At 68.4% G+C, this 21,263-nt stretch carries 25 protein-coding genes; 8 read left to right on the top strand and 17 right to left on the bottom strand.

The window, feature by feature from the left end; genetic code table 11:
- The 7 genes from ABIC21_RS19230 to ABIC21_RS19200 all read right to left on the bottom strand — a co-directional run.
- Window positions 1-455, bottom strand: a 455-nt coding sequence (locus ABIC21_RS19230) for an enolase-like domain-containing protein (RefSeq protein WP_502936028.1), incomplete at its 3' end; no start/stop codon positions are given.
- Window positions 456-537: 82 nt separating this feature from the next.
- Entirely contained in the window at window positions 538-1,551 is a 1,014-nt protein-coding gene (locus ABIC21_RS19225; RefSeq protein WP_354351977.1) for a sugar kinase, read from the bottom strand.
- Window positions 1,548-2,231 (bottom strand): bifunctional 4-hydroxy-2-oxoglutarate aldolase/2-dehydro-3-deoxy-phosphogluconate aldolase, encoded by a 684-nt coding sequence (locus tag ABIC21_RS19220; RefSeq protein ID WP_354351976.1) that lies wholly within the window; start codon window positions 2,229-2,231, stop codon window positions 1,548-1,550. The genes ABIC21_RS19225 and ABIC21_RS19220 overlap by 4 nt, the downstream gene beginning before the upstream one ends.
- Before the next feature lie 5 nt (window positions 2,232-2,236).
- Window positions 2,237-3,385: a galactonate dehydratase gene (gene dgoD, locus ABIC21_RS19215; RefSeq protein ID WP_354351975.1), complete on the bottom strand. Its 1,149-nt coding sequence runs from the start codon at window positions 3,383-3,385 to the stop codon at window positions 2,237-2,239.
- Between the two features lie 7 nt (window positions 3,386-3,392).
- Window positions 3,393-4,304, bottom strand: a complete 912-nt coding sequence (locus ABIC21_RS19210; RefSeq protein WP_354351974.1) for a carbohydrate ABC transporter permease — start codon at window positions 4,302-4,304, stop codon at window positions 3,393-3,395.
- Window positions 4,301-5,269, bottom strand: coding sequence for a carbohydrate ABC transporter permease (locus ABIC21_RS19205; protein WP_354351973.1), 969 nt, complete (start codon window positions 5,267-5,269; stop codon window positions 4,301-4,303). The genes ABIC21_RS19210 and ABIC21_RS19205 overlap by 4 nt, the downstream gene beginning before the upstream one ends.
- Before the next feature lie 111 nt (window positions 5,270-5,380).
- Entirely contained in the window at window positions 5,381-6,676 is a 1,296-nt protein-coding gene (locus ABIC21_RS19200; protein WP_354351972.1) for an ABC transporter substrate-binding protein, read from the bottom strand.
- A 140-nt stretch (window positions 6,677-6,816) separates the two neighbouring features.
- On the opposite strand from ABIC21_RS19200, the gene ABIC21_RS19195 reads away from it, so the two are divergent.
- Window positions 6,817-7,584 (top strand): FadR/GntR family transcriptional regulator, encoded by a 768-nt coding sequence (locus ABIC21_RS19195; RefSeq protein ID WP_354351971.1) that lies wholly within the window; start codon window positions 6,817-6,819, stop codon window positions 7,582-7,584.
- Between the two features lie 41 nt (window positions 7,585-7,625).
- On the opposite strand, the gene ABIC21_RS19190 is transcribed toward ABIC21_RS19195, so the two are convergent.
- Together ABIC21_RS19190 and ABIC21_RS19185 are read right to left on the bottom strand one after the other, a co-directional pair.
- On the bottom strand, window positions 7,626-8,657 hold the full coding sequence (locus tag ABIC21_RS19190; protein WP_354351970.1) for an aldo/keto reductase: 1,032 nt from the start codon (window positions 8,655-8,657) through the stop codon (window positions 7,626-7,628).
- Between the two features lie 10 nt (window positions 8,658-8,667).
- Window positions 8,668-9,540 (bottom strand): NAD-dependent epimerase/dehydratase family protein, encoded by an 873-nt coding sequence (locus ABIC21_RS19185; RefSeq protein ID WP_354351969.1) that lies wholly within the window; start codon window positions 9,538-9,540, stop codon window positions 8,668-8,670.
- Between the two features lie 137 nt (window positions 9,541-9,677).
- On the opposite strand from ABIC21_RS19185, the gene ABIC21_RS19180 reads away from it, so the two are divergent.
- From ABIC21_RS19180 to ABIC21_RS19165, 4 genes are all read left to right on the top strand, one after another.
- Window positions 9,678-10,142 (top strand): universal stress protein, encoded by a 465-nt coding sequence (locus tag ABIC21_RS19180; protein ID WP_354351968.1) that lies wholly within the window; start codon window positions 9,678-9,680, stop codon window positions 10,140-10,142.
- A complete protein-coding gene (locus ABIC21_RS19175; protein ID WP_354351967.1) occupies window positions 10,139-10,984 on the top strand; it encodes a hypothetical protein in 846 nt (281 codons plus the stop codon). The genes ABIC21_RS19180 and ABIC21_RS19175 overlap by 4 nt, the downstream gene beginning before the upstream one ends.
- The gene (locus ABIC21_RS19170; protein WP_354351966.1) at window positions 10,981-11,679 is read left to right on the top strand and encodes an SRPBCC family protein; all 699 of its coding nucleotides are present in this window, start codon (window positions 10,981-10,983) and stop codon (window positions 11,677-11,679) included. The genes ABIC21_RS19175 and ABIC21_RS19170 overlap by 4 nt, the downstream gene beginning before the upstream one ends.
- 123 nt (window positions 11,680-11,802) lie before the next feature.
- Window positions 11,803-12,534 (top strand): hypothetical protein, encoded by a 732-nt coding sequence (locus tag ABIC21_RS19165; RefSeq protein WP_354351965.1) that lies wholly within the window; start codon window positions 11,803-11,805, stop codon window positions 12,532-12,534.
- A 4-nt stretch (window positions 12,535-12,538) separates the two neighbouring features.
- On the opposite strand, the gene ABIC21_RS19160 is transcribed toward ABIC21_RS19165, so the two are convergent.
- Both ABIC21_RS19160 and ABIC21_RS19155 read right to left on the bottom strand, forming a co-directional pair.
- Window positions 12,539-12,952 carry a DUF302 domain-containing protein gene (locus ABIC21_RS19160; protein WP_354351964.1) on the bottom strand — a complete coding sequence of 138 codons (414 nt, stop codon included), beginning with the start codon at window positions 12,950-12,952 and terminating at the stop codon, window positions 12,539-12,541.
- Entirely contained in the window at window positions 12,949-14,307 is a 1,359-nt protein-coding gene (locus ABIC21_RS19155) for a phosphoribosyltransferase family protein (RefSeq protein WP_354351963.1), read from the bottom strand. Before ABIC21_RS19155 ends, ABIC21_RS19160 begins: the two co-directional genes overlap by 4 nt.
- Window positions 14,308-14,746: 439 nt before the next feature.
- On the opposite strand from ABIC21_RS19155, the gene ABIC21_RS19150 reads away from it, so the two are divergent.
- On the top strand, window positions 14,747-15,496 hold the full coding sequence (locus ABIC21_RS19150) for a GAF and ANTAR domain-containing protein (RefSeq protein ID WP_354351962.1): 750 nt from the start codon (window positions 14,747-14,749) through the stop codon (window positions 15,494-15,496).
- A 69-nt stretch (window positions 15,497-15,565) separates the two neighbouring features.
- On the opposite strand, the gene ABIC21_RS19145 is transcribed toward ABIC21_RS19150, so the two are convergent.
- From ABIC21_RS19145 to ABIC21_RS19125, 5 genes are all read right to left on the bottom strand, one after another.
- Complete coding sequence (locus tag ABIC21_RS19145) at window positions 15,566-16,240, bottom strand: esterase/lipase family protein (protein ID WP_354351961.1); 675 nt, start codon at window positions 16,238-16,240, stop codon at window positions 15,566-15,568.
- A complete protein-coding gene (locus tag ABIC21_RS19140; RefSeq protein WP_354351960.1) occupies window positions 16,237-17,046 on the bottom strand; it encodes an alpha/beta fold hydrolase in 810 nt (269 codons plus the stop codon). Before ABIC21_RS19140 ends, ABIC21_RS19145 begins: the two co-directional genes overlap by 4 nt.
- Window positions 17,047-17,125: 79 nt before the next feature.
- Complete coding sequence (locus ABIC21_RS19135; protein ID WP_354351959.1) at window positions 17,126-17,335, bottom strand: hypothetical protein; 210 nt, start codon at window positions 17,333-17,335, stop codon at window positions 17,126-17,128.
- 175 nt (window positions 17,336-17,510) lie between these two features.
- Complete coding sequence (locus tag ABIC21_RS19130) at window positions 17,511-17,918, bottom strand: VOC family protein (RefSeq protein WP_354351958.1); 408 nt, start codon at window positions 17,916-17,918, stop codon at window positions 17,511-17,513.
- 115 nt (window positions 17,919-18,033) lie between these two features.
- The gene (locus ABIC21_RS19125) at window positions 18,034-18,600 is read right to left on the bottom strand and encodes a type 1 glutamine amidotransferase domain-containing protein (RefSeq protein ID WP_354351957.1); all 567 of its coding nucleotides are present in this window, start codon (window positions 18,598-18,600) and stop codon (window positions 18,034-18,036) included.
- A 213-nt stretch (window positions 18,601-18,813) separates the two neighbouring features.
- Between ABIC21_RS19125 and ABIC21_RS19120 the strand changes: the two genes are divergently transcribed.
- Complete coding sequence (locus ABIC21_RS19120) at window positions 18,814-19,065, top strand: DUF2630 family protein (RefSeq protein WP_354351956.1); 252 nt, start codon at window positions 18,814-18,816, stop codon at window positions 19,063-19,065.
- Window positions 19,066-19,079: 14 nt separating this feature from the next.
- Window positions 19,080-20,060 (top strand): CapA family protein, encoded by a 981-nt coding sequence (locus tag ABIC21_RS19115; protein WP_354351955.1) that lies wholly within the window; start codon window positions 19,080-19,082, stop codon window positions 20,058-20,060.
- Window positions 20,061-20,078: 18 nt separating this feature from the next.
- Here the strand turns inward: ABIC21_RS19115 and ABIC21_RS19110 are convergent, their stop codons facing one another.
- Window positions 20,079-21,110, bottom strand: coding sequence for an LLM class flavin-dependent oxidoreductase (locus ABIC21_RS19110; RefSeq protein ID WP_354351954.1), 1,032 nt, complete (start codon window positions 21,108-21,110; stop codon window positions 20,079-20,081).
- Window positions 21,111-21,263: the final 153 nt, after the last annotated feature.

The following is a 21,263-nucleotide window of genomic DNA, read 5'->3' as shown; positions in this document are numbered from 1 at the left end:
ACCGCGGTCTGGATCCGCACCGACTTGTAGCCCAGCTCCAGGTGCTCCCGGACCGAATCAAACAGCGACGGCAGGTCCGCGCCCGAGGCATGCCCGTAAGCCCGCAGCCCGTTCCGCGACGCCCCGCCCAACAGCTGATACACCGGCATCCCGGCCATCTTGCCCTTGATATCCCACAACGCCATGTCCACCGCGGCAATCGCGGCCATCGTCACCGGACCCCTCCGCCAGTACGAGGACCGGTACAGGAACTGCCACGTGTCCTCGATCCGGTGCGGATCCTTCCCGATCAGCAACTGCGCGACGTGCTCCTTCAAATACGCGGCCACGGCAAGCTCACGCCCGTTCAGCGTCGCGTCACCGATGCCGGTCACACCGTCTTCAGTCGTGATCCGCAGAGTCACGAAATTCCGGGAGGGGCTGGTCACGAAGACTTCAGCAGCAATGATTTTCACTTTTGGTTCAGGCTTTCCGTGTGGGTCTGAAATCGGTCGGTGATGGGCGGTCGATGGCCGGGGCTGCGGCCGGACCGGAGTCCTAGCGCTGGGTGGTTCCGCTGGGTGTGGCCCCGAGGAGGGCAAGCTCGCCCCGGCGGGGCAGGCCTTCCCAGTCGCCGGCCGTACTGACGGCGAAGGCCCCCGCGAGGGCGCCGCGCTGGAGGCGGCCGGCCACGTCCTCACCGTCGAGCAGGGCGGAGAGGTATCCGGCGGTGAAGGCATCGCCGGCGCCCACGGTGTCGATGCTGGTGACGGGCACGGCGGGGGTCTCCCACCGGCCGGAGGCGGTGTGGACCCCGGCGCCGGCCGCGCCGCGCTTGACGACAACTTCCCGGACCCCCCGGTCCAGGAGCTCGGCGGCCATGGCCGTTTCGGCGTCGTCGGCCGGACCCGTCCCGTCGCCGGAGCCGGGAGCGCTGCCGGAGGCGACCAGCCCGAGTTCGTCGTCGGAGGCGATCAGGATGCTGGCGTGCCGGGCCAGCGGGGTGAGGACGGCGCGCGCCTCATCCCGGGACCAGAGCTTGCCGCGGTAGTTGACGTCGAGGGAAACCTCCAGGCCTTCGCCTGCGGCGCGGGCGGCCGCATACTCGACGGCCCGTCGCGCCTCCCGGCTCAGGGCTGCGGTGATCCCGGTGAGGTGCAGGACCCGGACGCCGCTGCTGAAGGCAGCGTCGACGTCGTCCCGATTGAGCGTTGATCCGGCGGAACCGGCGCGGTAGTAGAAGGCGCGGGTGACGTCGGCGGTGCGCTGCTCGAGGAACATCACGCCGGTGCCGCGGGAGGCGTCCTCGCGGTGGTGCACACCGATGCCCTCGCTGCGCAGCTGCCGCAGGATGAATTCACCGTGCGGGTCGGCGCCCACGACGCCGGCCCAGCCCACCCGGTGGCCGAGCCGTGCGACGCCGACGGCCACGTTCGACTCCGCCCCGGCCACATGCATGCCCAGGGAGCCGCCGGCGGACAGCGGCCCGGCGGAGCGCAGCGAGACCATCGATTCGCCGAAGGTCAGGAGCTCCGGAATCCCCGGGACGGGAAGCACAGGGTGGCTAGTCACCGCAGGCTCTCCGCGGCGACCCGGCGGTCGAAGTCGGCGGCAAGCGCGACGAACCCGCGGGCGCGCTCCCGCACCGGGGCCAGGTCGCCGCCGGAGCCGGCGTCCCCGAAGAGCGGCCCGCCCAGGCCGACGGCGACGGCACCGGCCTGCCAGTAGCCCGTCGCCTCGTCGAGCCCCACGCCGCCGACGGCGATGAAGGGGATCCCGGGGAACGGGTCGCGCAGCGCTTTGAGGTAGCCCGGTCCGCCGATGGACGCGGGAAAGAGTTTGACCGCGGTGGCGCCGCGGGTCATCGCCTCGTAGGCCTCGGTGGGGGTCAGCGCCCCCGCCAGCACCGGGATTCCCCGGGCGGCGGAGGCTTCGATCGATTCGGCCAGCGCCGGGGTGACCATGAACTGGCCGCCGGCCTCAGCCACGTGCTCCACGTCCTGCGCGGTCAGCACGGTCCCGGCCCCGACGAAACAGCCGGCCGGGGCAGCCGCACGGACTTCGCGAATCGCCGCGAGGGCATCCGGTGTGGTCAGCGCGATTTCGACGTATCGAAAGCCCTCCTCCATGGCCGTGAGGGCCGCCTTGGCGGCGGCGCCGCCGTCGGTGCCGCGCACGATGGCGACCAGCCGGGTCTCCCGGATGCCTGCCAGCAGGACCTCGGGCGTCAGGTCGGTGTTCAGGTCGGTCATGTCATTCACCATTCTGCGAAGGCTCCGTCGGGGTGCCGCCAGACGGGCCCGCGCCAGGCGTGGCCGCGCTTGTCCGCGGCACGGACCACGGCCTCGTCGATTTCAATGCCAAGACCCGGGCCGGTCAGGCGTTCGATGTGGCCGTCCACGAACTTCAGCGGGGACTTGTCCACCACGTAGTCGAGGACTTCGGCGCCCTGGTTGTAGTGGATGCCGATGCTTTGCTCCTGGATCAGGAAGTTCGGCGTCGCGAAGCCGACCTGCAGGCAGGCGGCCAGGGCCAGCGGCCCCAGCGGGCAGTGCGGGGCGAGCTGGACCTCGTAAATTTCGGCGAGTGACGCGATCTTGCGGACCTCGGTGATGCCGCCGGCGTGCGAGAGGTCCGGCTGGGCCACGGCGATGCCGGCCTGCAGCGCGGGCAGGAATTCCTGCCGGCTGTACAGCCGCTCACCGGTGGAGACCGGCGTGGTGGTGGAGGAGGTGAATTCGCGCAGCAGGTGCGTGTTTTCCGGGACCACGGGTTCTTCCAGGAAGAAGGGCCGGTACGGTTCCAGCAGCGGCGCCACCCGCCGGGCGTTGGCCAGGCTGAAGCGGCCGTGGAAGTCGACGGCGACGTCGCGGTGGTCCCCGAGGACCTCGCGGGCGGCGGCGACACGGCGGACGACGCCGTCGAGCTCCGCCACGGACGCGATGGGGCTCATCCGGCCGCTGGCGTTCATCTTGACGGCGGTCAGCCCGACCTCCAGCTGGGCGCTGATCTGGTCGGCGACCTCGTTGGGCTCGTCCCCGCCCACCCAGCCGTACATCCGGATCCGGTCCCGGACGTGGCCGCCCAAGAGCTGGTGCACGGGGGTGTTGAAGTGCTTGCCGGCGATGTCCCAGAGGGCCTGGTCCAGCCCGGACACGGCGCTGGCCAGGATGGGCCCGCCGCGGTAGAAGGAGCCTTTGGTCATCACCTGCCAGTGGTCCTCGATCCGGAGCGCATCGTTGCCGATCAGCAGCTCGGAGAGCTGGTCGACGGCGGTGCGGACCGTTTCGCTGCGGCCCTCGCAGCTGGCCTCGCCCCAGCCGACGATCCCGCTGTCGGTCTCGACCCGGACGAAGAGCCAGCGCGGGGCGACGAGGAAGGTTTCAATTCTGCTGATCAGTGTCATCGGTGGCCTAGCCCTTGGTCGCGCCGGCGGTCATGCCGGAGACGATGTACTTCTGCGTGAAGAGCGCAATGATCATGATCGGGATGGTGACCACGGTGGCGGCCGCCATCAGTCCGCCCCAGTCGATGCTGGCGTAGGAGACGAAGTCGAAGATCGCGACCGGGAGGGTCTTGGTCTTGGAGCCGGAGAGCACCAGGGCGAACATGAAGTTGTTCCACGAGAAGATGAAGGACAGGATGCCGGCGGTGGCCATGCCGGCCACCGAGAGCGGCAGGGTGATGCGGCGGAACGCGCCGATCGGGGTGAGTCCGTCCACCTGCGCGGACTCCTCCAGCTCCAGCGGCAGCGAATCGAAGTAGCTCATCATGATGTAGACGATCAGCGGCAGCGAGACGAACATGTGGCTGAGGATCAGGACCTCGAAGCCGCCCACCATTTTCAGGTTGGAGAAGACGTAGTACCAGGGCACCAGCAGGGAGACGCCCGGGATGACGCGCGCCATGAGGACCACGAGGGCCGAGCGGTGCATGGTGAAGCGGCTCATCGCGTAGGCCGCCGGAACCCCGAGGACCAGGGACAGCGCCGTGGAGACGAAGGCGACCCAGAAGCTGTTGAGGATGAAGACGAAGTAGTTGTTGCGCTGGAGCACGTTCGCGTAGTTCTCGCCCGTGGGGGTGAAGAAGAACGACTTGCCGGAGTCGTAGATGTCCACATTGGTCTTGAACGATGCCAGCAGCATCCAGAACAGCGGGGCCACCAGAAAGACCACGACGGCGATCAGCGCGGCGACGCGGAAGGCCTTGTAGGCGCGGGTGCCCAGGGGCTTGCGGCGGCGCGGGGCCGGCGCGGGCCGGCCGGGGGCGGCGGTTTGGGGTTCGGTGTTTTCGGTGTTTTCGGTGTTTTTGGACAGTACGGTCATTTGCTTACCGCTTTCTTGCGCATGGTCAGCAGCCACATGGAGCCGATGATGATCATGAAGAACAGGATCAGCACCGCGGAGGACAGCCCGTACTGGTTGTAGTCGAAGCTCAGGCCGTAGGCGTAGACGTTGAGGGTCTCCACCTCGTGGAAGGATCCGCCGCCCTTGCCCTTGGTGGCGTAGAGGATGTCGAAGGTCTTGAGGGCATCGATGCCGCGGAGCAGGATGGCGACGATCACGGTCGGCATCATGAGGGGCAGCGTGATGAGGAAGAAGCGCTGGAAGGCGTTGGCGCCGTCCATCCGGGCCGCCTCGTCGGGCTCCTCGGACAGCGAGGTCAGTCCGGCGAGCAGGATCAGCACCACCATCGGGGTCCACTGCCAGATGTCCATGAAGATCGTGGTGCCCAGCGCGGTGTCCTGGCCGGAGAGCCACGGCTGGGGCGGGATGCCGATCATGCCGAGCAGCTGGTTGACGAAGCCGATGTTCGGGTCGAAAATCAGCCGCCACATCATGCCAACGGCCACCGGGGTGGCGACGAGAGGCAGGAGGATGGCCACGCGGACCCACTTTTCGCCGCGGAACGGGCGCCACAGCAGCAGCGCGATGCACATGCCCAGCACGACCTCGCAGACCAGGGCGACGCCGGTGAAGGACAGCGTGCGTCCGACGGCGGGCCAGAATCGTTCGCCGTCGGACAGGACCGTGAGGTAGTTTTCCAGGCCGACGAACTCGGAGGCGGCACGGACGGAGCCCTGCGAATCGGTCAGGCTCAGGTACAGGGTCCAGGCCAGCGGGAAGACGATCAGCACGCCGACGAAGATCATCGCGGGGGCGGCGAACAGCCACTTGCGGTGCCGGTTGGCCCAGGCGGAGAAGTTCTCACGGGCGCCGGGAGCGCGGCCGGTGTTGCGGCCGGACGGCGGATCGGACTGCGCACTGCGGGAAGGGGTCAATACAGACATGGTTCACCTAAGGAGTCGGGGGTGAAGTGAAGAGCTGGCCTGGTGGGGCGGCGGCCTGGCCGCCGCCCCACCAGGCGGTTTAGTACGGCGGCGCGGGGTGCGCCGGGCGGACTACTTCTTTTCGCTGTCCAGGAACTTCTGGAAGGCCTCGTGGGCCGTGTCGGCGGAGGCGGAAGCGTCCTCGCCGGTGATGGTCGCTACGATCGGGCCTCCCACGATTTCGCGGGCCTTGCCGACCGTGACAACCTCGGGACGGTCGTGGCCGACGCCGTTCTTGGCGCTGGCGGCGATGGCCTCGGCCAGGTCCGCCGGGTAGGTGGAGGTGCCGGCCGGGTCAGACCAGACGGAGGCCCGGGGTCCGGGGACACCGGCCTTCTGGGCTTCCAGGGTGCGTTCCTTGCTGGTGGCCCACTGGATGAACTTCCAGGCGTTGTCCTGGTTGCCGGAGGCTTCGTTGACGGCCAGGCCCCACGACGGGATGTTGTACGGCTTGGAACCGGCCGGGCCGGCGGGCAGAGCCGCGAAGCCGACGGTGTCGGCGACCTTGGACTTGGCCGGGTCCGTGGCGTTCTTGTAGAGCGAGTCGGCCTCGGTGTAGAAGGCGGCCTTGCCCTGGGTGAAGATGGCCATCGCCTCGGGCCAGCTCATGTCGGTGCTGACGTTGGCCGGACCGTAGTTCCGGATCAGGCCGCCGTAGTAGGCGTAGGCCTCCTTGGCAGCGTCGGAGTTGACGGCGGACTTGCCGTCGGCATCCGTGAAGTCGCCGCCGAAGCTGTACAGGAAGCTGGAGAACTGGGTGACGGCGGCGGACTTGCCGGTGCGGGCCACGAAGCCAGCGGTGTCCGGCGAGGAGGCCTTGATGGCCTTGGCTGCCGCTTCGAGCTCTTCCATGGTCTTGGGAACCTCAAGGCCTGCGGCCTTCAGCAGGTCCTTGCGGTAGTAGAGCACCTCGCGTTCGGTGATGATCGGAACGCCCACGACCTTGCCGTCAGCTGTGGTGGCCTTGACCGGGCCCTCCTGGTAGTCCTTCCAGTCCCAGCCCGAATCCGAGGACACCTTGGACGTCAGGTCGGCGAGGTAGCCGTTCTTGGCGAACGCCTTGCCTTCCTGCAGCGGGCGGTACATCATGACGTCGATCTCGTCGCTGCCGGCGTTGAGCTTGACGTTGTACTGGTCCGACAGCTGGTCTTCGCCGAGCTGGGTCAGTTCGACCTTGAGGCCGCTGGACTTCTCGAACTCCGGGATGGCGGCCTTGATGCCTTCGGTCCAGACGTGGTTTGCGAGGGTGACCCGGACGGTGCCGGCGGCTTTGGCATCGCTGCTACCGCTGGCGCCGCCGCAGGCGGTGAGGCCCAGCGACAGGACCGCGGCGGCAGCCGCGTACTGCATGATCGAACGTCGCTTCATTACGACTCCCTTGATTCTTTTAGGGCTGGGCACACTGTCCAGCCGGCCGCAAATGCATCTTTACATCTGCTCTGGAAGCGATCATAGGTAAATAAAGCAGACTTAAACAACCCCTTGCAGCCCACCAGTATGATTTATTTATGAAAACCCCAAAGGCGGAGTCCGCAGCTGACCTGCATTCCGTGCTGGTCCACAATCTGGGACTCGCCATTGCGGAGGGGACACTGGCCCCGCATTCGATCCTGCGCCTGGACGAACTTGAGGCGCAGCACGGGGTGTCCCGTTCGGTGGTCCGGGAAGCCACGCGGGTCCTCGCCTCCAAGGGCATGCTGGAATCACGACGCCGGCTGGGCACCGTGGTGCAGCCGGAGGAGTCCTGGAACGCCTACGATCCGCAGGTGATCCGCTGGCGGCTCGCCTCCTCGAAACGACTCCAGCAGCTGCAGGCGCTCAACGAACTCCGCGGCGCAATCGAACCGCAGGCCGCCCGCCTCGCAGCCGAGCGCGCCTCCTGGGACGCCGGCAGCGATATCGTCTCCCAGGCCGCGCGGCTCTGGGCGGCGGGCCAGCGCGGGGAGAACGACGAATTCCTCCGGCTGGACATCCAGTTCCACGCCGCCGTGCTCAAGGCCTCCGGAAATCCCATGTTCACGCAGTTGCACAACCTCGTCACCGAGGTCCTGACCGGGCGCACCGAGCACGGCCTGATGCCGCACCTTCCGGACCACGAGGCACTCCAGCTGCACGTGGATGTGGCCAGCGCCATCCAGCGCGGCGAGGCCGACGCGGCACACGCCGCGATGAGCCGGATCGTGGAGCAGTCCACCGAGGAGATGGGCGACATCTGGTCCAGCCACCAGCCGGCTTCCTCCCCCGCCCCCGGAACACAGGTCACTCCACGCCCATGATGGGGCCCGGGATGGGCGTGAAATGAACCCGCGTTGCCTCTTCAGCGGCCGCCGGTGATCTTCCGGCTCCGCTGTTCCTGGGCCAGCGGCCCGTACGGGTAGACCCCGACGCGCGGCCGGCTCACCTCGCTCAGCCGCATCAGCTCCCCCTCGGTCAGCAGCAGGTCCGCGGCCGCGAGGTTGTCGGCGAGCTGTTCCGTGCTGCGTGCACCCAGGATCACCGACGTCACGGCCGGCTGTTCCGCCAGCCAGGCCAGGGACACCTGGGCGGCGCTGGCCTCGTGCCGGCCGGCGATGTCATGCACCGCCTCCACGATCTCCCAGGTCCGCGGGTCCGCGTTCCTGGCTTTCCACGCCTCCATGCCGCGCTCCGGGTTTTCGCCCAGCCGGGTGGCCCCGGCGGGCGGCTGGTCCCGCTTGTACTTCCCGGAGAGCCAGCCCCCGCCCAGCGGCGACCAGGGCAGCAGCCCGATCCCGGCGTCGAGTGCGGCCGGAACAATCTCGGACTCGATCTCGCGGACCAGCAGGCTGTACTGCGGCTGCAGCGTCACGGGTCCGTTCCAGCCCTGGGCATGGGCCACGTGGACGGCCTTCGTCAGCTGCCAGCCCAGGAAATTCGAGAAGCCGTAGTAGGCGATTTTCCCGCTGCAGACGGCGTCGTGCAGGAACCGCAGGGATTCCTCCAGCGGCGTGATCGGATCCCAGGCATGCAGCTGGTACAGGTCGATCTGCTCCACGCCGAGGCGCCGCAGCGAGTCATCCAGTGCGCGGTTCAGGTGCCGGCGGGAGGTGCCGACGTCGTTGGGGGCCTTGCCGGTCGGAAAGCGGCCCTTGGTGGCGAGCACCACGCGGTCCCGGGCCTCCGGTCGCGCGGCGAGCCAGCGGCCGATGATCTCCTCCGAGACCCCCGCGGCGTAGACATCGGCGGTGTCGATGAAGTTGCCGCCCGCCGCGAGGTAGTCATCCAGGATGGCGTGGGATTGTTCCTCGGTGGCTTCGGCGCCGAAGGTCATGGTGCCGAGCGCGTAGGTGGAGACGACGGCGCCGCTGGTGCCCAGGGTGCGGTACTGCATGGCGCTCCTCCTAGTCTTCGGTGGGAGTGGTGCGCAGCGGGTGGTAGTTCCGCCAGCTGTGCTCGGGCGCGTAGCCCAGCAGCCGTTTGGCCTTGTCGATCGAGAGCAGGGTTTCGTGCTCGCCGAGTTCCTTGACCACAGGCGCGTTGGGGAACACCTCCGCGGCGAGGCTGGCGCTGGAGCGGCTCATTACCGTGTCCGCGTTGGCGATGATGAACGCCTCGAACCCCGGGGTGCCGTGCTCGAGGGCCCGTGCCACCGCCTGCGCGCCGTCCCGGCCGTCGATGTAGCCCCAGAGGTTCCACTTGCGCAGCCTGGCGTCGGCGTCGAAGCCGGGGAACTCCTCATAGTCCTCCGGATCCATCACGTTGGAGAACCGCAGGCCGGTGATGCTCAGCTCCGGATCCCATCGGGTGAGCTGGACCGCCATCTGTTCCTCGAGGTGCTTCACCAGGGAGTACGTGCTTTCCGGCCGGGCCGGGTACTCCTCGTCGACCGGGATATAGGGAGGGTCGACGTCGAACGGCAGTCCCAGCACCGTCTCGCTGGAGGCGTACACAATTTTCTTGATCCCGGCCCGGCGGGCCGCCTGGAACACGTTGTAGGTGGCCTGCATGTTGTTCTCGAAGGTGGCAGCATCCGGGGCGTGGCCGGGTGCCGGGATCGCGGCCAGGTGCACCACCGCGTCGAACCCCGCGTGCCGGTCCTCCAGGCCCAGGAGCACGTCCACCACCTGGCCGTAATCGCGCAGGTCCACCTCGGTAAACCCGCGCCCGCGCGTGCCGGTGCGGTCCAGGTTGGTGACCTCGTGCCCGTCCTCACTCAGCCGCCGGACGACGCTCCGGCCCAGCTTTCCGCTTCCTCCGGTAACAGCAACTCTCATCGGTACTCCTCGCATCGTGGGCAGTGTGGCGTTCGTTCCACCCTAGAGGTGGCCGGGGACGGTGCACACCCCCTGGCCGGCTACGCGCGTGACTTTCGGCCCTAGGCGCGGCCGGGCCGACCGGTCAGGCTGGGGCCATGAACGCTGATCAGCGGATAGTCGTGGGCGTGGACGGTTCGGACTTCTCGACAAAGGCGCTTCGGGTCGCCGGGCGCATGGCCCGCAGCCTGGACGCGCCGCTGGAAGTCGTCACCTGTCTGGGCACCTCGGACCTCTTCCTGGCCTCGCACCTGCCCGAGGAGAGCACCCCCACCACCACCCAGCTTGAGGAGACGGCCAAACGGCTCGTCGACGAATCCCTCGAACGTGCCTTCGGAGGCGACGTCCCGGCAGGCCTGACCCGGACCGTGAAGTTCGGCCCGCCGGCCAAGGTCCTGGTCGAGGCGAGCCGGGATGCCCAGCTCCTGGTGGTCGGCCGGCGCGGCCGCGGCGGCTTCCTCGCACAGATCATGGGATCGGTCAGCGGCGCCTGCGCGGCCCATGCCCACTGCCCGGTACTTGTGGTCGGCGACGACGAGGACAAACGCCAGGCGAGGGAATGAGCCGCAGCCAGTGGCCGGTGCGGGCCTTCTGGATCCTCACCGGTGCGCTGACGCTCCCCGCCGCGGTGACGGGGCTGCTGTTCACGGAGATCTACCAGGGCGTAGTGGCAGCGGAGCTCCTGCCCGGTGCGGTGTCCCAGGACCTGATGTCCGCCGTCGCCGGCGTGGCCCTGCCGGTGCTGGCCGTCGCCGACCGCCGGGGACGCCCCAAGCTGCAGCTCGTGGCGCTGGGAGTCCTGGGTTACCTGTTCTACGCCTACGGTATCTACTCCATCGAGCGGACGTACAACGGTTTCTATCTCGTCTACCTGGCCGTCTTTGCCCTGTCCTTCTGGGGGATGGTCTTCACGGCACTGGAGCTCCGGGCGGACGGGACGAGGCGGGCGCGGCTGCCCAGGGGGATCAGGGTCATGTCCGCTTCGGGCGCGCTCCTGCAGCCGCTCATTTTTTATCCGCTGTGGATCGCCATGCTGCTGCCGCTGATGCGGGCCGGCGATCAAATCGATTCGCTCTACTCCGTCTTCGTCCTTGACCTGTGCTTCATCATGCCGGCCTTCCTCATCCTCGCCGTCCTGACGTTCCGGGGCCGCTGGCCCGGGCTGGTGTTCATGCCCGCGTTGTACCTGCTCGGCTTCACCCTGATCTTCTCCCTGGCCCTGGGGGAACTGTTCAAGCCGCTGTTCGACGTCCCCGTGTCCGCGCTGTCCCTGTGGTCCTCGGTGCTGCTCTCGGCCCTGTTTTTGGTGCTGGGCGGGCTGCATCTCTGGAAGCTGGACCTGAATCCCGGCGGCGGCGCGGCACGTCGCAACCAGCAAGCACAAGAAGGTAGCCGCATCCGATGAGCCGGCCACCTGCCTCCCTCCGGCTCCGTGGACCGCTGGCTGCCCTGGCGGCGGCAGCGGCCGCCGCCGGCTACGTCCTCGCCGTCCGGCCCCGGATGCTGCACTGGGGCGCGACCGCCCAGGAGACTGCCGCCCCGCTTCCGGGCGATGAGCTGGTGCGAACGCCCCGGATGCAGAGCACACGGGCCGTTACCATCAACGCACCGGCTGCAAGTGTCTGGCCCTGGCTGGTCCAGCTGGGGGCCGGACGCGGCGGGATGTACAGCTATGACCTGCTGGAGAACGCAGCGGGCCTCGGCATGCACAGCGCAGACCGGCTCCTTCCCGAATACCAGCAGCTCGACGTCGGAGACGTCGTCCCGCTGGTGTCCAGGGAGGGTCCGGACGTGGGGATTCCGGTCCGGCGCGTGGAGGCCGGATCGGTGCTGGGTCTTGGCGGCACGATGGATCCGCGCACCGGTCAGATCAGGCCGTCCGGCGGTGCTCCCGCGGGGCCGCGGGTGGAGCTCGGCTGGACGTTTGTGCTGCAGCCCGTCAACGGGCACAGCACGCGGTTGCTGTCCCGGACGCGCTACGACTATTCCCCGCTGCCCGTGGGGCTGATCCTCCGGCCGGTACTGGAACCCCTGCAGTTCGTCATGGAGCGGCGCATGCTCCTGGGCATCAAGTCCCGGGCGGAAGGCCTCGGCCGGTAGCCGCGCTGGCTGGTCGGCCTGCGGCCTTCATGACCTTGTGCCCTACGCCGGCGGCCCGCGCGGGAATAGCCTGAGAGTTCAGGGGCGGTGTGCGGCCGCCCGCCGGGTTCCTGGAGGCAAACGGTGAAATCGGCCAAAACCAGCATCATCGCCGGCATCGCATTGATGGCGGCCGGTATCCTGCTGCTGCTGGATCTGCTCGGGATCCTGGACAGCGCGGCCCTCGTGTGGCCGCTGATTTTCGCTGCGGCCGGGACCACATTTGTGGCCCTGTTCTTCCGCAGCCGGGACAACTGGTGGGCCGCCATCCCCGGCTCGGTTTTCCTGGGCCTGGCGGCGGTCATCCTGATCACCCAACTCTGGCCGGGACCGGCGGCGTACTGGGCCGGCGCCTTCCTGTTCCTGTTCATGGGCCTGGGCTTCGGTGCGGTGTATGTGCGCGAACGCTCCAACTGGTGGGCGCTGATCCCCTGCGGAGTGATGCTGACGCTGGCCCTGGTCGTGGCGCTCCCGCCGGCCTGGGAAGGCATGCCGGTTGCCGCCGTGCTGTTCCTGGGCCTAGCTGCCACGTTCGCGGCGCTTTCCCTGGTTCCCGTCCGGCCCGAGCACCACCCCGGGCAGCCTGCCGCCGTCCCCGCCCAGCCCGGGAATGCGGAACCAGCCAGGATGAAGTGGCCGCTGATTCCGGCCGCGGTCCTGGCCGTGATGGGGCTGATCTTCGCCCTGCAGGCCACGGCACTGCTCACCGCCGGCGAGTACCTCGTCCCGGCGCTCCTCGTGCTCGCCGGCGTGGCGCTGCTGGTCTACGCCTACCGCCACCGCACCGGCGGCCACCACAACGTGCATGGGGCCTGACGGATCAGCTGTCCCCGCCCAGTTCAGCCATGGCCGCCCGCAGGCGCGTGCCGGCGTCGTCCGCCACCTCGCGGACCGCGGGGTTCCCGCTGAGCTGCACCATGGTTTGCGGGTCGATGGCCTGGACCGTCGTCGCCGTGGCCCCCGTGCCGCGGCGCACCACCACATTGCAGGGCAGGAGCGCCCCCATTTCCGGTTCCGCGGCGAGCGCCCGGCTCGCAAGCATCGGATTGCAGGCACCGAGGATGACGTAGTCCCCCAGTGCGTCCGCGGCGTCCTCGCCGAGTTTGGCGGCAAAGGTCGCGCGCACATCGATTTCCGAGAGTATCCCGAAGCCCTGGGCGGCGAGCGCGGCACGCGTCTTTTCGACGGCGTCCTCCCAGCTCAGCGGGACGACGGCGGTGTAGGTGTAGCTCATGCTGTTGCTCCTGGAGTGGTCTTGGCCGGCAGAAGGTAGTCGACGAACCAGTCCCTGGCGAGGATGGCAGCCGCCGCAAGCGTACCCGGTTCCTCGAAGAGATGCGTGGCGCCCTGGACCACGGCCAACTGGCTGGGGCAGCGCATCATGGACTTCGCCTTGCGGTTGAGCTCCAGCACCTCGTGGTCGTAGCTGCCCACGATGAGGAGGGTGGGCGCCCGGACGGCGGACAGCCTGGGGCCGGCCAGATCGGGGCGGCCGCCGCGGGAGACGACGGCGTCGATCCTGGCGGTTGGCTCGGAGGCAGCCCAGAGCGCGGCCCCGGCACCGGTACTGGCCCCGAAATAGCCGATCGTGCAGTCGGCCGTGTCCTTGCGGATGGCGAGCCAGTCGGTGGCGGCGGACAGCCGGCGGGCCAGCAGTTCGATGTCGAAGACGTTGGCCCGGTTCCGCTCCTCGGCCGGGGTCAGCAGGTCCAGCAGCAGCGTGCCGAGCCCGGCCTGCTGGAGCACTCCGGCCACATACCGGTTCCGCGGGCTGTGCCGGCTGCTGCCGCTGCCGTGCGCGAACAGCACTACGGCGCGGGCCGGGACGGGCAGGTGCAGCTGTCCCTGGAGCCTGACTCCTCGCGACGGGATCTCGACTTCCTCATCGATCTCCGCGGCGTCCTGCCCGCTGGCCGTGGCAGGCTGCCGGGACGCCGGCTGCGAGTTCTGCAGTCGCTTGGCCGCGGCGTCGAGCAGCTGCACCACCTCGTCGTCTTCAGTGGGCGAGAAATCACGGTAGTGGTAGCCGACCGCGGAGAACTGGTGCGGGGTGGCGAGGCAGACCACCTCGTCGGGCTCGGTCAGGCTCCTGAGGGTGTCGGCGGGGGCGACCGGAACGGCCAGGATGACCCTCGCGGCACCGAGCTTCCGGGCGATCCGGCAGGCGACCCGGGCGGTGGATCCGGTGGCGATCCCGTCGTCGACAATGACGGCGATGCGTCCCGTGAGGTCCTGCCGGGTCCGGCCCTTCCGGAACCGGACGACGCGGTTCTCCAGCACGGCGCGTTCGTGGTTTTCGACGGCCTGCAGCTCTGCGTCACTGACCCGGGCATGGGCCAGCACGTGTTCTTCCAGCACGCGGGCGCCGCCCTCCCCGATCGCCCCCATGGCAAGCTCGGGCTGGTAGGGAAGGCCAAGCTTCCGCACCACGATCACGTCCAGCGGCGCGTCGAGGGCGGCGGCGACTTCGAAGGCGACGGGGACGCCGCCGCGGGGCAGGCCCAGGACCACGATGTCCTGACCCCGCAACTCCGCCAGCCGCCTTCCCAGCTGCCGGCCGGCGTCGACCCTGTCTTCGAAAATGCTCATCGGTATGGCTTTCCAATCGGGATGTCGGCCGTGACCTCATCCAGGCGTGCGCTCCGCAGGCTGGGAAATTGACCAGTTGGCCGCTCCCTCCCACTATCTGTCAGGCGGGCCCGGGATGTGAGGGCCTTTGTGCCCGGATTGGCCGGCGCCCCCGCCCGGTGTCCTGCGACGCCCTCCACCGTCCCCCGCGCCGCTCCGCACGGACCCGGAAACTGGCGCCACGTCCCGCCGCGGCCGGCTTTGCGGTCCGGGTTCCGCCCGTGGCCGGGTGCGTCATTGGCGGCGGGAAACGGCTGTATATAATTTCCCGGTACGGTTTTGCAGCGAGCCGTTGGATTGTTCTTCGATCCGGCCGTCCGCCGTCCGCCACTGCCGTTCTCCCGCAGGTGGGCCGCCCGTCCGGATCGTTTTGACCTGAGTGAAACGGCACGACGAGACAGTGGTTAGCGAATCAATCGCAGCTTCCCTAGACGCAACTTCAACCAACCAGCACCTGAATGAACTGGTGCTCAACAGCTCCGACGTTGAGGAGTTCCTGCGCGAACTGGCGCGGGTTTCCGCGCGCAGCCTCTCGGAACCCGGCGACGAGATCCTGTGCGGGATCACGCTCTTCCGTCACCGGAAGGCAGCGACGGTGGCCAGCAGCAGTGCGGCCGCGCAGGCCATGGACGAAATCCAGTACACCTTCGGCGACGGCCCGTGCGTGACGGCGTCCCGGGAACAGGAAACCGTCCATATCCGGGATCTCGAGGATTGCGGGCGCTGGCCACAGTACGCCGCCACCGTCCGGGGCCACGGCGTCCGCTCGATCCTGGCCCTGCCATTCCTGCTGGACGGCGACACGCGTGCGGCCCTGAACCTCTACTCGCACCGGTCCGGCCGGTTTGATGGCAGGGCGATGGACCTGGCCCGGAACTTCGTGAGCCAGGCGTCGCTGGCGCTGCGCCTGGCGGTGCGTTTCGCGCACTACAGCGACACCGCGGCGAACCTCCGCGCGACCCTGGAAACACGGACCGGCATTGACGTCGCGGTAGGCATCATCATGGCGCAAAACCGCTGCAGCCAGGCCGAGGCCTTCGAACTCCTCAAGGCCGCTTCCAGCGCACGCAACATCAAGCTGCACGCCGTGGCGGCCGGGGTTGTGGAGTCGCTCGGCAAGGGGCCGGCCCGGACGCACTTCGACGCCTAAACCCCGCGCCGGAGCGGGCCTCAGCGACGAAAGCCGGCTACCGGGGCCGGTGCGGCCTGTCCATTGGCGCTAGGGCGCGGCCGCTATGTCCAGGATGGTGCGGATCGTGTCCTCGTGCGCCAGGATCCGGAAGTGGCCGGCGGTGTCGAGCTGGATATTCCGGGCGCCAGGGAGCATGCTCCCCTCCGGAATATGCGGGTCAAAGACACCGTAGACCGAGGTGATGTGCTCATTGACCCGTTCCTCACGCAATAGCTGCATGGTCACGGCACTCCGGGGCGAGAAGGCGCGCAGGCTCGGCAGCAGCATGAACGAGGCATAGCGTGAGCCGGAGAACGGTGCACAGACCGCCACCATGCCGGCGATCCGGCGTTCCGGGTCCAGCTGCATCATCACGAATTTGCCGATCAGTCCGCCTTTGCTGTGGGCCACGATCATCGCGTCCGAGAGGTCACGGTCCCGGATGTATCCGGCGATCAGGTCCGCCGCCTTGGGCACCGCGCGCCGGTTCCGGCGCAACAGGGGCAGCACATGCACCGGATGGCCGGCCTCATGGATCCGCCGGACCAGCGGCAGCATAAAGCGCCAGTCCTCATACACCCCGGGAATCACGACCACAGGCCGGCCGGTCCCGCCGAGGAATTCCTCGGGCCCGGTCCGGGAGACAGCGCTGAGGACCTGGCGGCCCGCGGCATAGAGGTAGTCCTGGACCCACCAGCGGGCGGCCTGCAGGATTCCGCTCATGCCGGGCGTCCCTGGGGGGCCTCTCCGGCCGTCCGGCGGATCCCGGCGAAGTCGAGGATGGCTCCCGCCACTTCCACGGAACGGTTGTGCTGCACCACGTGTCCGGTGCCTTCTATTTCGAGCAGTTGCCCCTGGGCTGCCTGCGCGGCCAGCCGGCTGCACCAGCCGGCGGAGGCCACGGGGTCGTTGGCGCCGCGCACCACGAGGACCGGAGCGGACACCCGGGCAATCTTCTGCTCCGTGGCATAGCCCATCATGACGCGCAGGGTCTTCAGGTACCAGGTGGGTCCGCACCGGAGATAGTCGGTGAAGACAAGGGCGTTCGAGGACGGGCTTTCGAAGAACAGGCTGTCCCGGCCCAGCGCCAGGGCCTGCTGCGCCACGGTGCGCCGCTTCGCGTCGACCACCGGTCCCATCAGGACCAGCTGGGAGATCCGGCCAGGTTGCTGAAGGGCCGCTTCAATCGCGAACTGGGTGCCCATCGAGTGTCCGACCAGCACGAACTCCAGGACCCCCAGCTGTTCCAGGGCGCCGAGGATGAAGGTGGCGTGGTTGGCGACCGAGAGGGTGTGCTCCGGGCGTGGCGTCGCGCCGAATCCGGGCAGGTCGATCGAGTAGGTGTCAACAGATTCCGCCAGCAGCCCGTGGAGCCTGCTGAGGTAGCGGTGCGAGACGCCGATCCCGTGGATCAGCACGACGGCCGGACCGGCCCCCTCGCCGCCGGCCGGGCCGGCGGGCCTTGTGGAGACGTACACATGGCCCAGATGGCCTGCCGCCTCGATCTCCAAGCGGTCGGGCCTGCTCATGGTGGGCTCTTTTCTGTTCAGCGCCTGGGTTCAGGGCCACTCGTCAGCGTCCAGTAAGCATACTGACAGAACCCGCCGGTCAGTCATTCCTCTTGTCGCGCTCGCTGAATTCCTCATCGAGGTCGTAGTGCCTGAATTCGGTCTCCGGATTCGGTTCGCCGTCCGCCACGTATTCGTGGTCCAGCTGCCGCTGGACCTGGCTGTCGAGGACCTGCAGATCCTTGTCCGCCACCTTGGTGAGGTCCTCCGGGAATTCATCCTCCGGCGTGAGGTGCAACTTCTCGGTCATGGCATGCCTCTCTGGACCGGGAAGGTGGACTCGAATTTGCGGTGTCCCGGCCGCCTTCAGAATAGCCGCGGCCACCGAAGATTGGAATCCGCAGGCATGGCCGCGGTGGGGCTGCCAGCCCCCTCACCGCCCGGCCCGGCAGCCGGGCGGCCTCAGTCCGCAGCCGGCGCCCGGTCTACGCGGGGCCGACGTTGACGAGCCAGTCCGTCCCGAACCGGTCCGTGCACATGCCGAAGACGTCTCCCCAGGGTGCTTTCTCCATGGGGACGGTCACTTGTCCGCCGTCGGCGAGCTTGTCGAAGTAGCCGCGCAGTTCGGCCTCGTCGGAGCCGCTGAGCGACACCGAGATGCTGCTGCCCGGCGTGTAGTCCATGCCGTTGGGGGTGTCCGCACCCATCAGCACCATGCCTTTGTCCGTGGTCAGCATGGCGTGCATGATCTTGTCCTGCTCGGAGGCATCTTCGCTGGCATGGTACTCGCCGAAGGTGCTCATGTTCAGTTCGCCGCCAAATACCGACTGGTAGAAGGTCATGGCTTCTTTCGCATTGTCGCGGAAGCTCAGGTACGGGTTAAGCGTGGTCATATCCGGGACTCCTTGCAGCTGGGGCGCCGGCCAGGGTGCCGTGGGGCGGCCGCGGCGGCGCACGTTACAGGGCATATCCTGCCCCACATCAGCCCTTCAGGGTAGGTGCCGCCGCCTAGGCCGTCTGGCCGGCGTGCTCGCCCTCCTCGATTTCCTCCAGCAGTTTGTCGTTGAAGGCGGGAAGGTCGTGCGGGTTCCGGCTGGTCACGAGGCCCTGGTCGACCACCACCTCCTGGTCGCTCCAGTTGGCGCCCGCATTCTTCAGGTCGGTCTGGAGCGTGTGGTAGGAAGTGACATTCCGGCCACTGATGACCCCGGCGTCGATGAGCAGCCAGGGCCCATGGCAGATCGAGGCCACCGGCTTGTGCTGCTCGAAGAAGGCCCTGGTAAACGCCTGGGCGCCCTTGTCGGCCCGGAGGTGGTCCGCGTTCACGACGCCGCCGGGGATCACCAGCGCGTGGAAATCGGAGGCGTTCGCCTCGGCGACGGTGAGGTCGACGTCGAACTTCTGCCCCTTTCCGGTGCCGTCGAAGCCCTGGAGCTTCCCGCTCTTGAGGGCCACCAGCGTGGGTTCGCCGCCGGCCTCCTTCACCGCGTCCCAGGGGCTGGTCAGTTCCACCTGCTCCACACCGTCCGTGAGCAGGAAGGCGACTTTCTTACCGGCAATGTTGTGCTTTGACATGGGTCCTCCTCTGGTGCCCGGGGAGGTCCGCGCAGCCGGTGGCCCGGCGGGGATCCTCCGCACGGAGAGATTGATGCCTTACACGATCCACTTTAGGAAGTGACAAAAACATAAGCAAGCTGATGATGTTGTCTCCGGCCACCGGCCCTCTGGCCAGCTCAACGCGGCCTCGCTACTCTGGCGGGAAGGACTGCTACCCGAAAGAAGGCCGTCATGGACGAACAGCACATCCTGGAACGAATTTCAGCGCTGGTGGAGGAAGAGCAGGCGCTCCGCGAGAAGGCCCCGTCCTCCTCGCCGGACTATGAACACGGTCCCGAGCACGCCCGGCTGAAGCGCATTGAAGAGGACCTGGACCAGTGCTGGGACCTCCTGCGGCAGCGCCGGGCCAAGTTGCAGTACGGCGAAGATCCTGATGAGGCGGAGCCCCGCCCCGTCAAGCAGGTGGAAAACTACGAGTCCTGAGCCCAGGCGGGTGTGTGGTGCTGATTGGGCTGCTGGGCGACGTCATGCTGGGCCGGCTCGTGAACGAGCGGCTGAGGCGGGTCGGCGCCGACTACCCCTGGGGAGACACGGACCCCGTGCTGCGCCAGGCGGACCTCACCATCGCCAACCTCGAATGCGTCCTGGCAGCCGGCGGGGAGCCGCAGGCCGGAAAGGTGTTCCATTTCCGGTCCGACCCCAAGAACGTGGCAAGCCTCCGGTCCGCGGGGATCGGGATGGTGTCACTGGCCAACAACCATGTCCTGGACTACGGGGCCGGCGCCTTCCGCGAAATGCTGCCGGCGCTCGAGACGGCCGGCATCCTGCACGCCGGTGCCGGCCTGGACCGGGACGCCGCCCGCCGGCCTGCGGTGCGCCGTGTGTCCGGGACCGCCGTCGGGCTCATTGCCTTCACCGACAACCAGCCGGACTGGGAAGCCGGCCGCGGGCCCGGTGTCTACTACGTTCCGGTGGTGGACGGCGATGCCAGGGTGGCTGAGCTGCTGGCGCTGGTCCGGCGGACGAAGGCCCGCGTCGGGCTCCTGATCGTCTCCGCGCACTGGGGGCCGAACTGGGGCTCCGGCGCACCTCCCGAGCACCGCGAGCTGGCGCGGGCCCTCATCGAGGCGGGGGCCGACGTCGTCTACGGGCATTCGCCGCACATTTTCCGCGGCGTCGAGCTGTTCCGGAACCGGCCGATCATCTACAGCGCCGGGGACTTTGTGGACGACTACGCCGTGGATCCGGCGGAGCGCAACGACCAGTCGTTCATCTTCCTGCTTGAGACCGACGGCGGCACACCGTTGAGGCTGCGGCTGTTTCCCACGCTGATCACCAATTTCCGGGCACAGTTGGCCAGCCGGGATTCCCGGCAGATCGCGGAACGGATGCAGCGGCTCAGCCGGCACCTCGGGACGGCCAGCAGCTGGGACGCCGCCGGCGGATTCCTGGAGATCCCGCTGGGCGCCGATGGCTGAGACACCGCTCCGCGCCGCCTACAACGTCCCGATTTCCCGGTTCACGGCCGGCATGATCTCGGTGGCAAGAATCTCGATGGACCGGGCGGTCTCGGCAAATGGCAGGCCCCCGAGTCCGATCTGGGCCAGATAGCGGCTGGTGCCGAGCGTGTCACGAATTTCCAGCAGTTTCTCCGTGACCTGCTGCGGGCTGCCGACCAGCAGACCGCCGCCTGGTTCGGCCCAGTCGTCAAAGGTGGAGCGCGGAAAATGGTCCACGGGACGCGGCATATTCTGCTCGAAGTAGGACCGGTAGTGGGGGTAGAAGGTGTTGCGCGCCTGCTGTGAGGTGGGCGCCGAATAGAAGTGGCCGCCGGCGCCCACCTGCAGGGCGCCCGGGTCGTGGCCTGCGTCGGCGGCCGACTGGCGGTATAGCTCCACGAGCCGGCGGAACCGGGCGGGTCCGGACAGCAGGGCGATGAAGAGGGGAAGCCCCATGCGTCCTGCCCGCGCGAAACTGGCCGGGGTTCCGCCGACACCGACCCAGATGGGGAGCCTGCCCTGGACCGGGCGCGGCGCGATGTCCATTCCGGGAATGCTCTGCGTCAGCGCCCCTTCCCAGGTCACGGCGGCGTTGTCCCGCAGCTCCAGCAGCAGCCGCAGCTTCTCCTCGAAGAGGGCGTCATAGTCCGCTAGTTCGTGGCCGAACAGCGGGTAGGACTCGATAAAAGCGCCACGGCCGGCGATGATCTCCGCGCGCCCGTCGGAGATCAGGTCCAGGGTGGCGAACTGCTCGAAGAGCCTCACCGGATCCTGGGTGGAGAGCACCGTGACGGCCGTGCCGAGCCGCAGACTCGTGGTTTCCCTGGCGACGGCGGCCAGCACGATCTCCGGCGCGGACAGGGCGAAGTCGCGCCGGTGATGCTCGCCGAGGCCCAGAAACCCCAGGCCCGCTTGCTCCGCCAGTTTGGCAAGCTCAATGATCTCCTTCAGGCGCTGCTGCGGGGACAGCGCCATGCCGGTGCTGGGATCGCGGGAAAGCTCGCCGAAGGTGAAGATACCGAAGTCCATATTTTATTGAACATTCAAGCATTGTCTTTTGTTCCACGCCGCCCCAGTCTCCCGGCAGGGGGGGGGGGGCGGGGGGGGCCGCCCCCCCCCCCCCCCCCACCCCCCCCCCCCCCCCCCACCACCCCCCCCCCCCCCCATTGTCTGAACCCGCCC

Source organism: Pseudarthrobacter sp. PvP090, from assembly GCF_040547365.1.
In the GTDB taxonomy this organism is placed as follows: Bacteria; Actinomycetota; Actinomycetes; order Actinomycetales; family Micrococcaceae; genus Arthrobacter.
This window is presented reverse-complemented; position numbering and strand designations above follow the sequence as displayed.

What these genes read in the sequence shown, in the direction of transcription:
- ABIC21_RS19220 (WP_354351976.1), bottom strand. Translation starts at nt 2,231, where the DNA reads ATGACCGACCTGAACACCGACCTGACGCCCGAGGTCCTGCTGGCAGGC.
- dgoD (WP_354351975.1), bottom strand. Translation starts at nt 3,385, where the DNA reads ATGACACTGATCAGCAGAATTGAAACCTTCCTCGTCGCCCCGCGCTGG.
- ABIC21_RS19210 (WP_354351974.1), bottom strand. Translation starts at nt 4,304, where the DNA reads ATGACCGTACTGTCCAAAAACACCGAAAACACCGAAAACACCGAACCC.
- ABIC21_RS19205 (WP_354351973.1), bottom strand. Translation starts at nt 5,269, where the DNA reads ATGTCTGTATTGACCCCTTCCCGCAGTGCGCAGTCCGATCCGCCGTCC.
- ABIC21_RS19200 (WP_354351972.1), bottom strand. Translation starts at nt 6,676, where the DNA reads ATGAAGCGACGTTCGATCATGCAGTACGCGGCTGCCGCCGCGGTCCTG.
- ABIC21_RS19195 (WP_354351971.1), top strand. Translation starts at nt 6,817, where the DNA reads ATGAAAACCCCAAAGGCGGAGTCCGCAGCTGACCTGCATTCCGTGCTG.
- ABIC21_RS19190 (WP_354351970.1), bottom strand. Translation starts at nt 8,657, where the DNA reads ATGCAGTACCGCACCCTGGGCACCAGCGGCGCCGTCGTCTCCACCTAC.
- ABIC21_RS19185 (WP_354351969.1), bottom strand. Translation starts at nt 9,540, where the DNA reads ATGAGAGTTGCTGTTACCGGAGGAAGCGGAAAGCTGGGCCGGAGCGTC.
- ABIC21_RS19180 (WP_354351968.1), top strand. Translation starts at nt 9,678, where the DNA reads ATGAACGCTGATCAGCGGATAGTCGTGGGCGTGGACGGTTCGGACTTC.
- ABIC21_RS19175 (WP_354351967.1), top strand. Translation starts at nt 10,139, where the DNA reads ATGAGCCGCAGCCAGTGGCCGGTGCGGGCCTTCTGGATCCTCACCGGT.
- ABIC21_RS19170 (WP_354351966.1), top strand. Translation starts at nt 10,981, where the DNA reads ATGAGCCGGCCACCTGCCTCCCTCCGGCTCCGTGGACCGCTGGCTGCC.
- ABIC21_RS19160 (WP_354351964.1), bottom strand. Translation starts at nt 12,952, where the DNA reads ATGAGCTACACCTACACCGCCGTCGTCCCGCTGAGCTGGGAGGACGCC.
- ABIC21_RS19155 (WP_354351963.1), bottom strand. Translation starts at nt 14,307, where the DNA reads ATGAGCATTTTCGAAGACAGGGTCGACGCCGGCCGGCAGCTGGGAAGG.
- ABIC21_RS19145 (WP_354351961.1), bottom strand. Translation starts at nt 16,240, where the DNA reads ATGAGCGGAATCCTGCAGGCCGCCCGCTGGTGGGTCCAGGACTACCTC.
- ABIC21_RS19140 (WP_354351960.1), bottom strand. Translation starts at nt 17,046, where the DNA reads ATGAGCAGGCCCGACCGCTTGGAGATCGAGGCGGCAGGCCATCTGGGC.
- ABIC21_RS19135 (WP_354351959.1), bottom strand. Translation starts at nt 17,335, where the DNA reads ATGACCGAGAAGTTGCACCTCACGCCGGAGGATGAATTCCCGGAGGAC.
- ABIC21_RS19130 (WP_354351958.1), bottom strand. Translation starts at nt 17,918, where the DNA reads ATGACCACGCTTAACCCGTACCTGAGCTTCCGCGACAATGCGAAAGAA.
- ABIC21_RS19125 (WP_354351957.1), bottom strand. Translation starts at nt 18,600, where the DNA reads ATGTCAAAGCACAACATTGCCGGTAAGAAAGTCGCCTTCCTGCTCACG.
- ABIC21_RS19120 (WP_354351956.1), top strand. Translation starts at nt 18,814, where the DNA reads ATGGACGAACAGCACATCCTGGAACGAATTTCAGCGCTGGTGGAGGAA.
- ABIC21_RS19110 (WP_354351954.1), bottom strand. Translation starts at nt 21,110, where the DNA reads ATGGACTTCGGTATCTTCACCTTCGGCGAGCTTTCCCGCGATCCCAGC.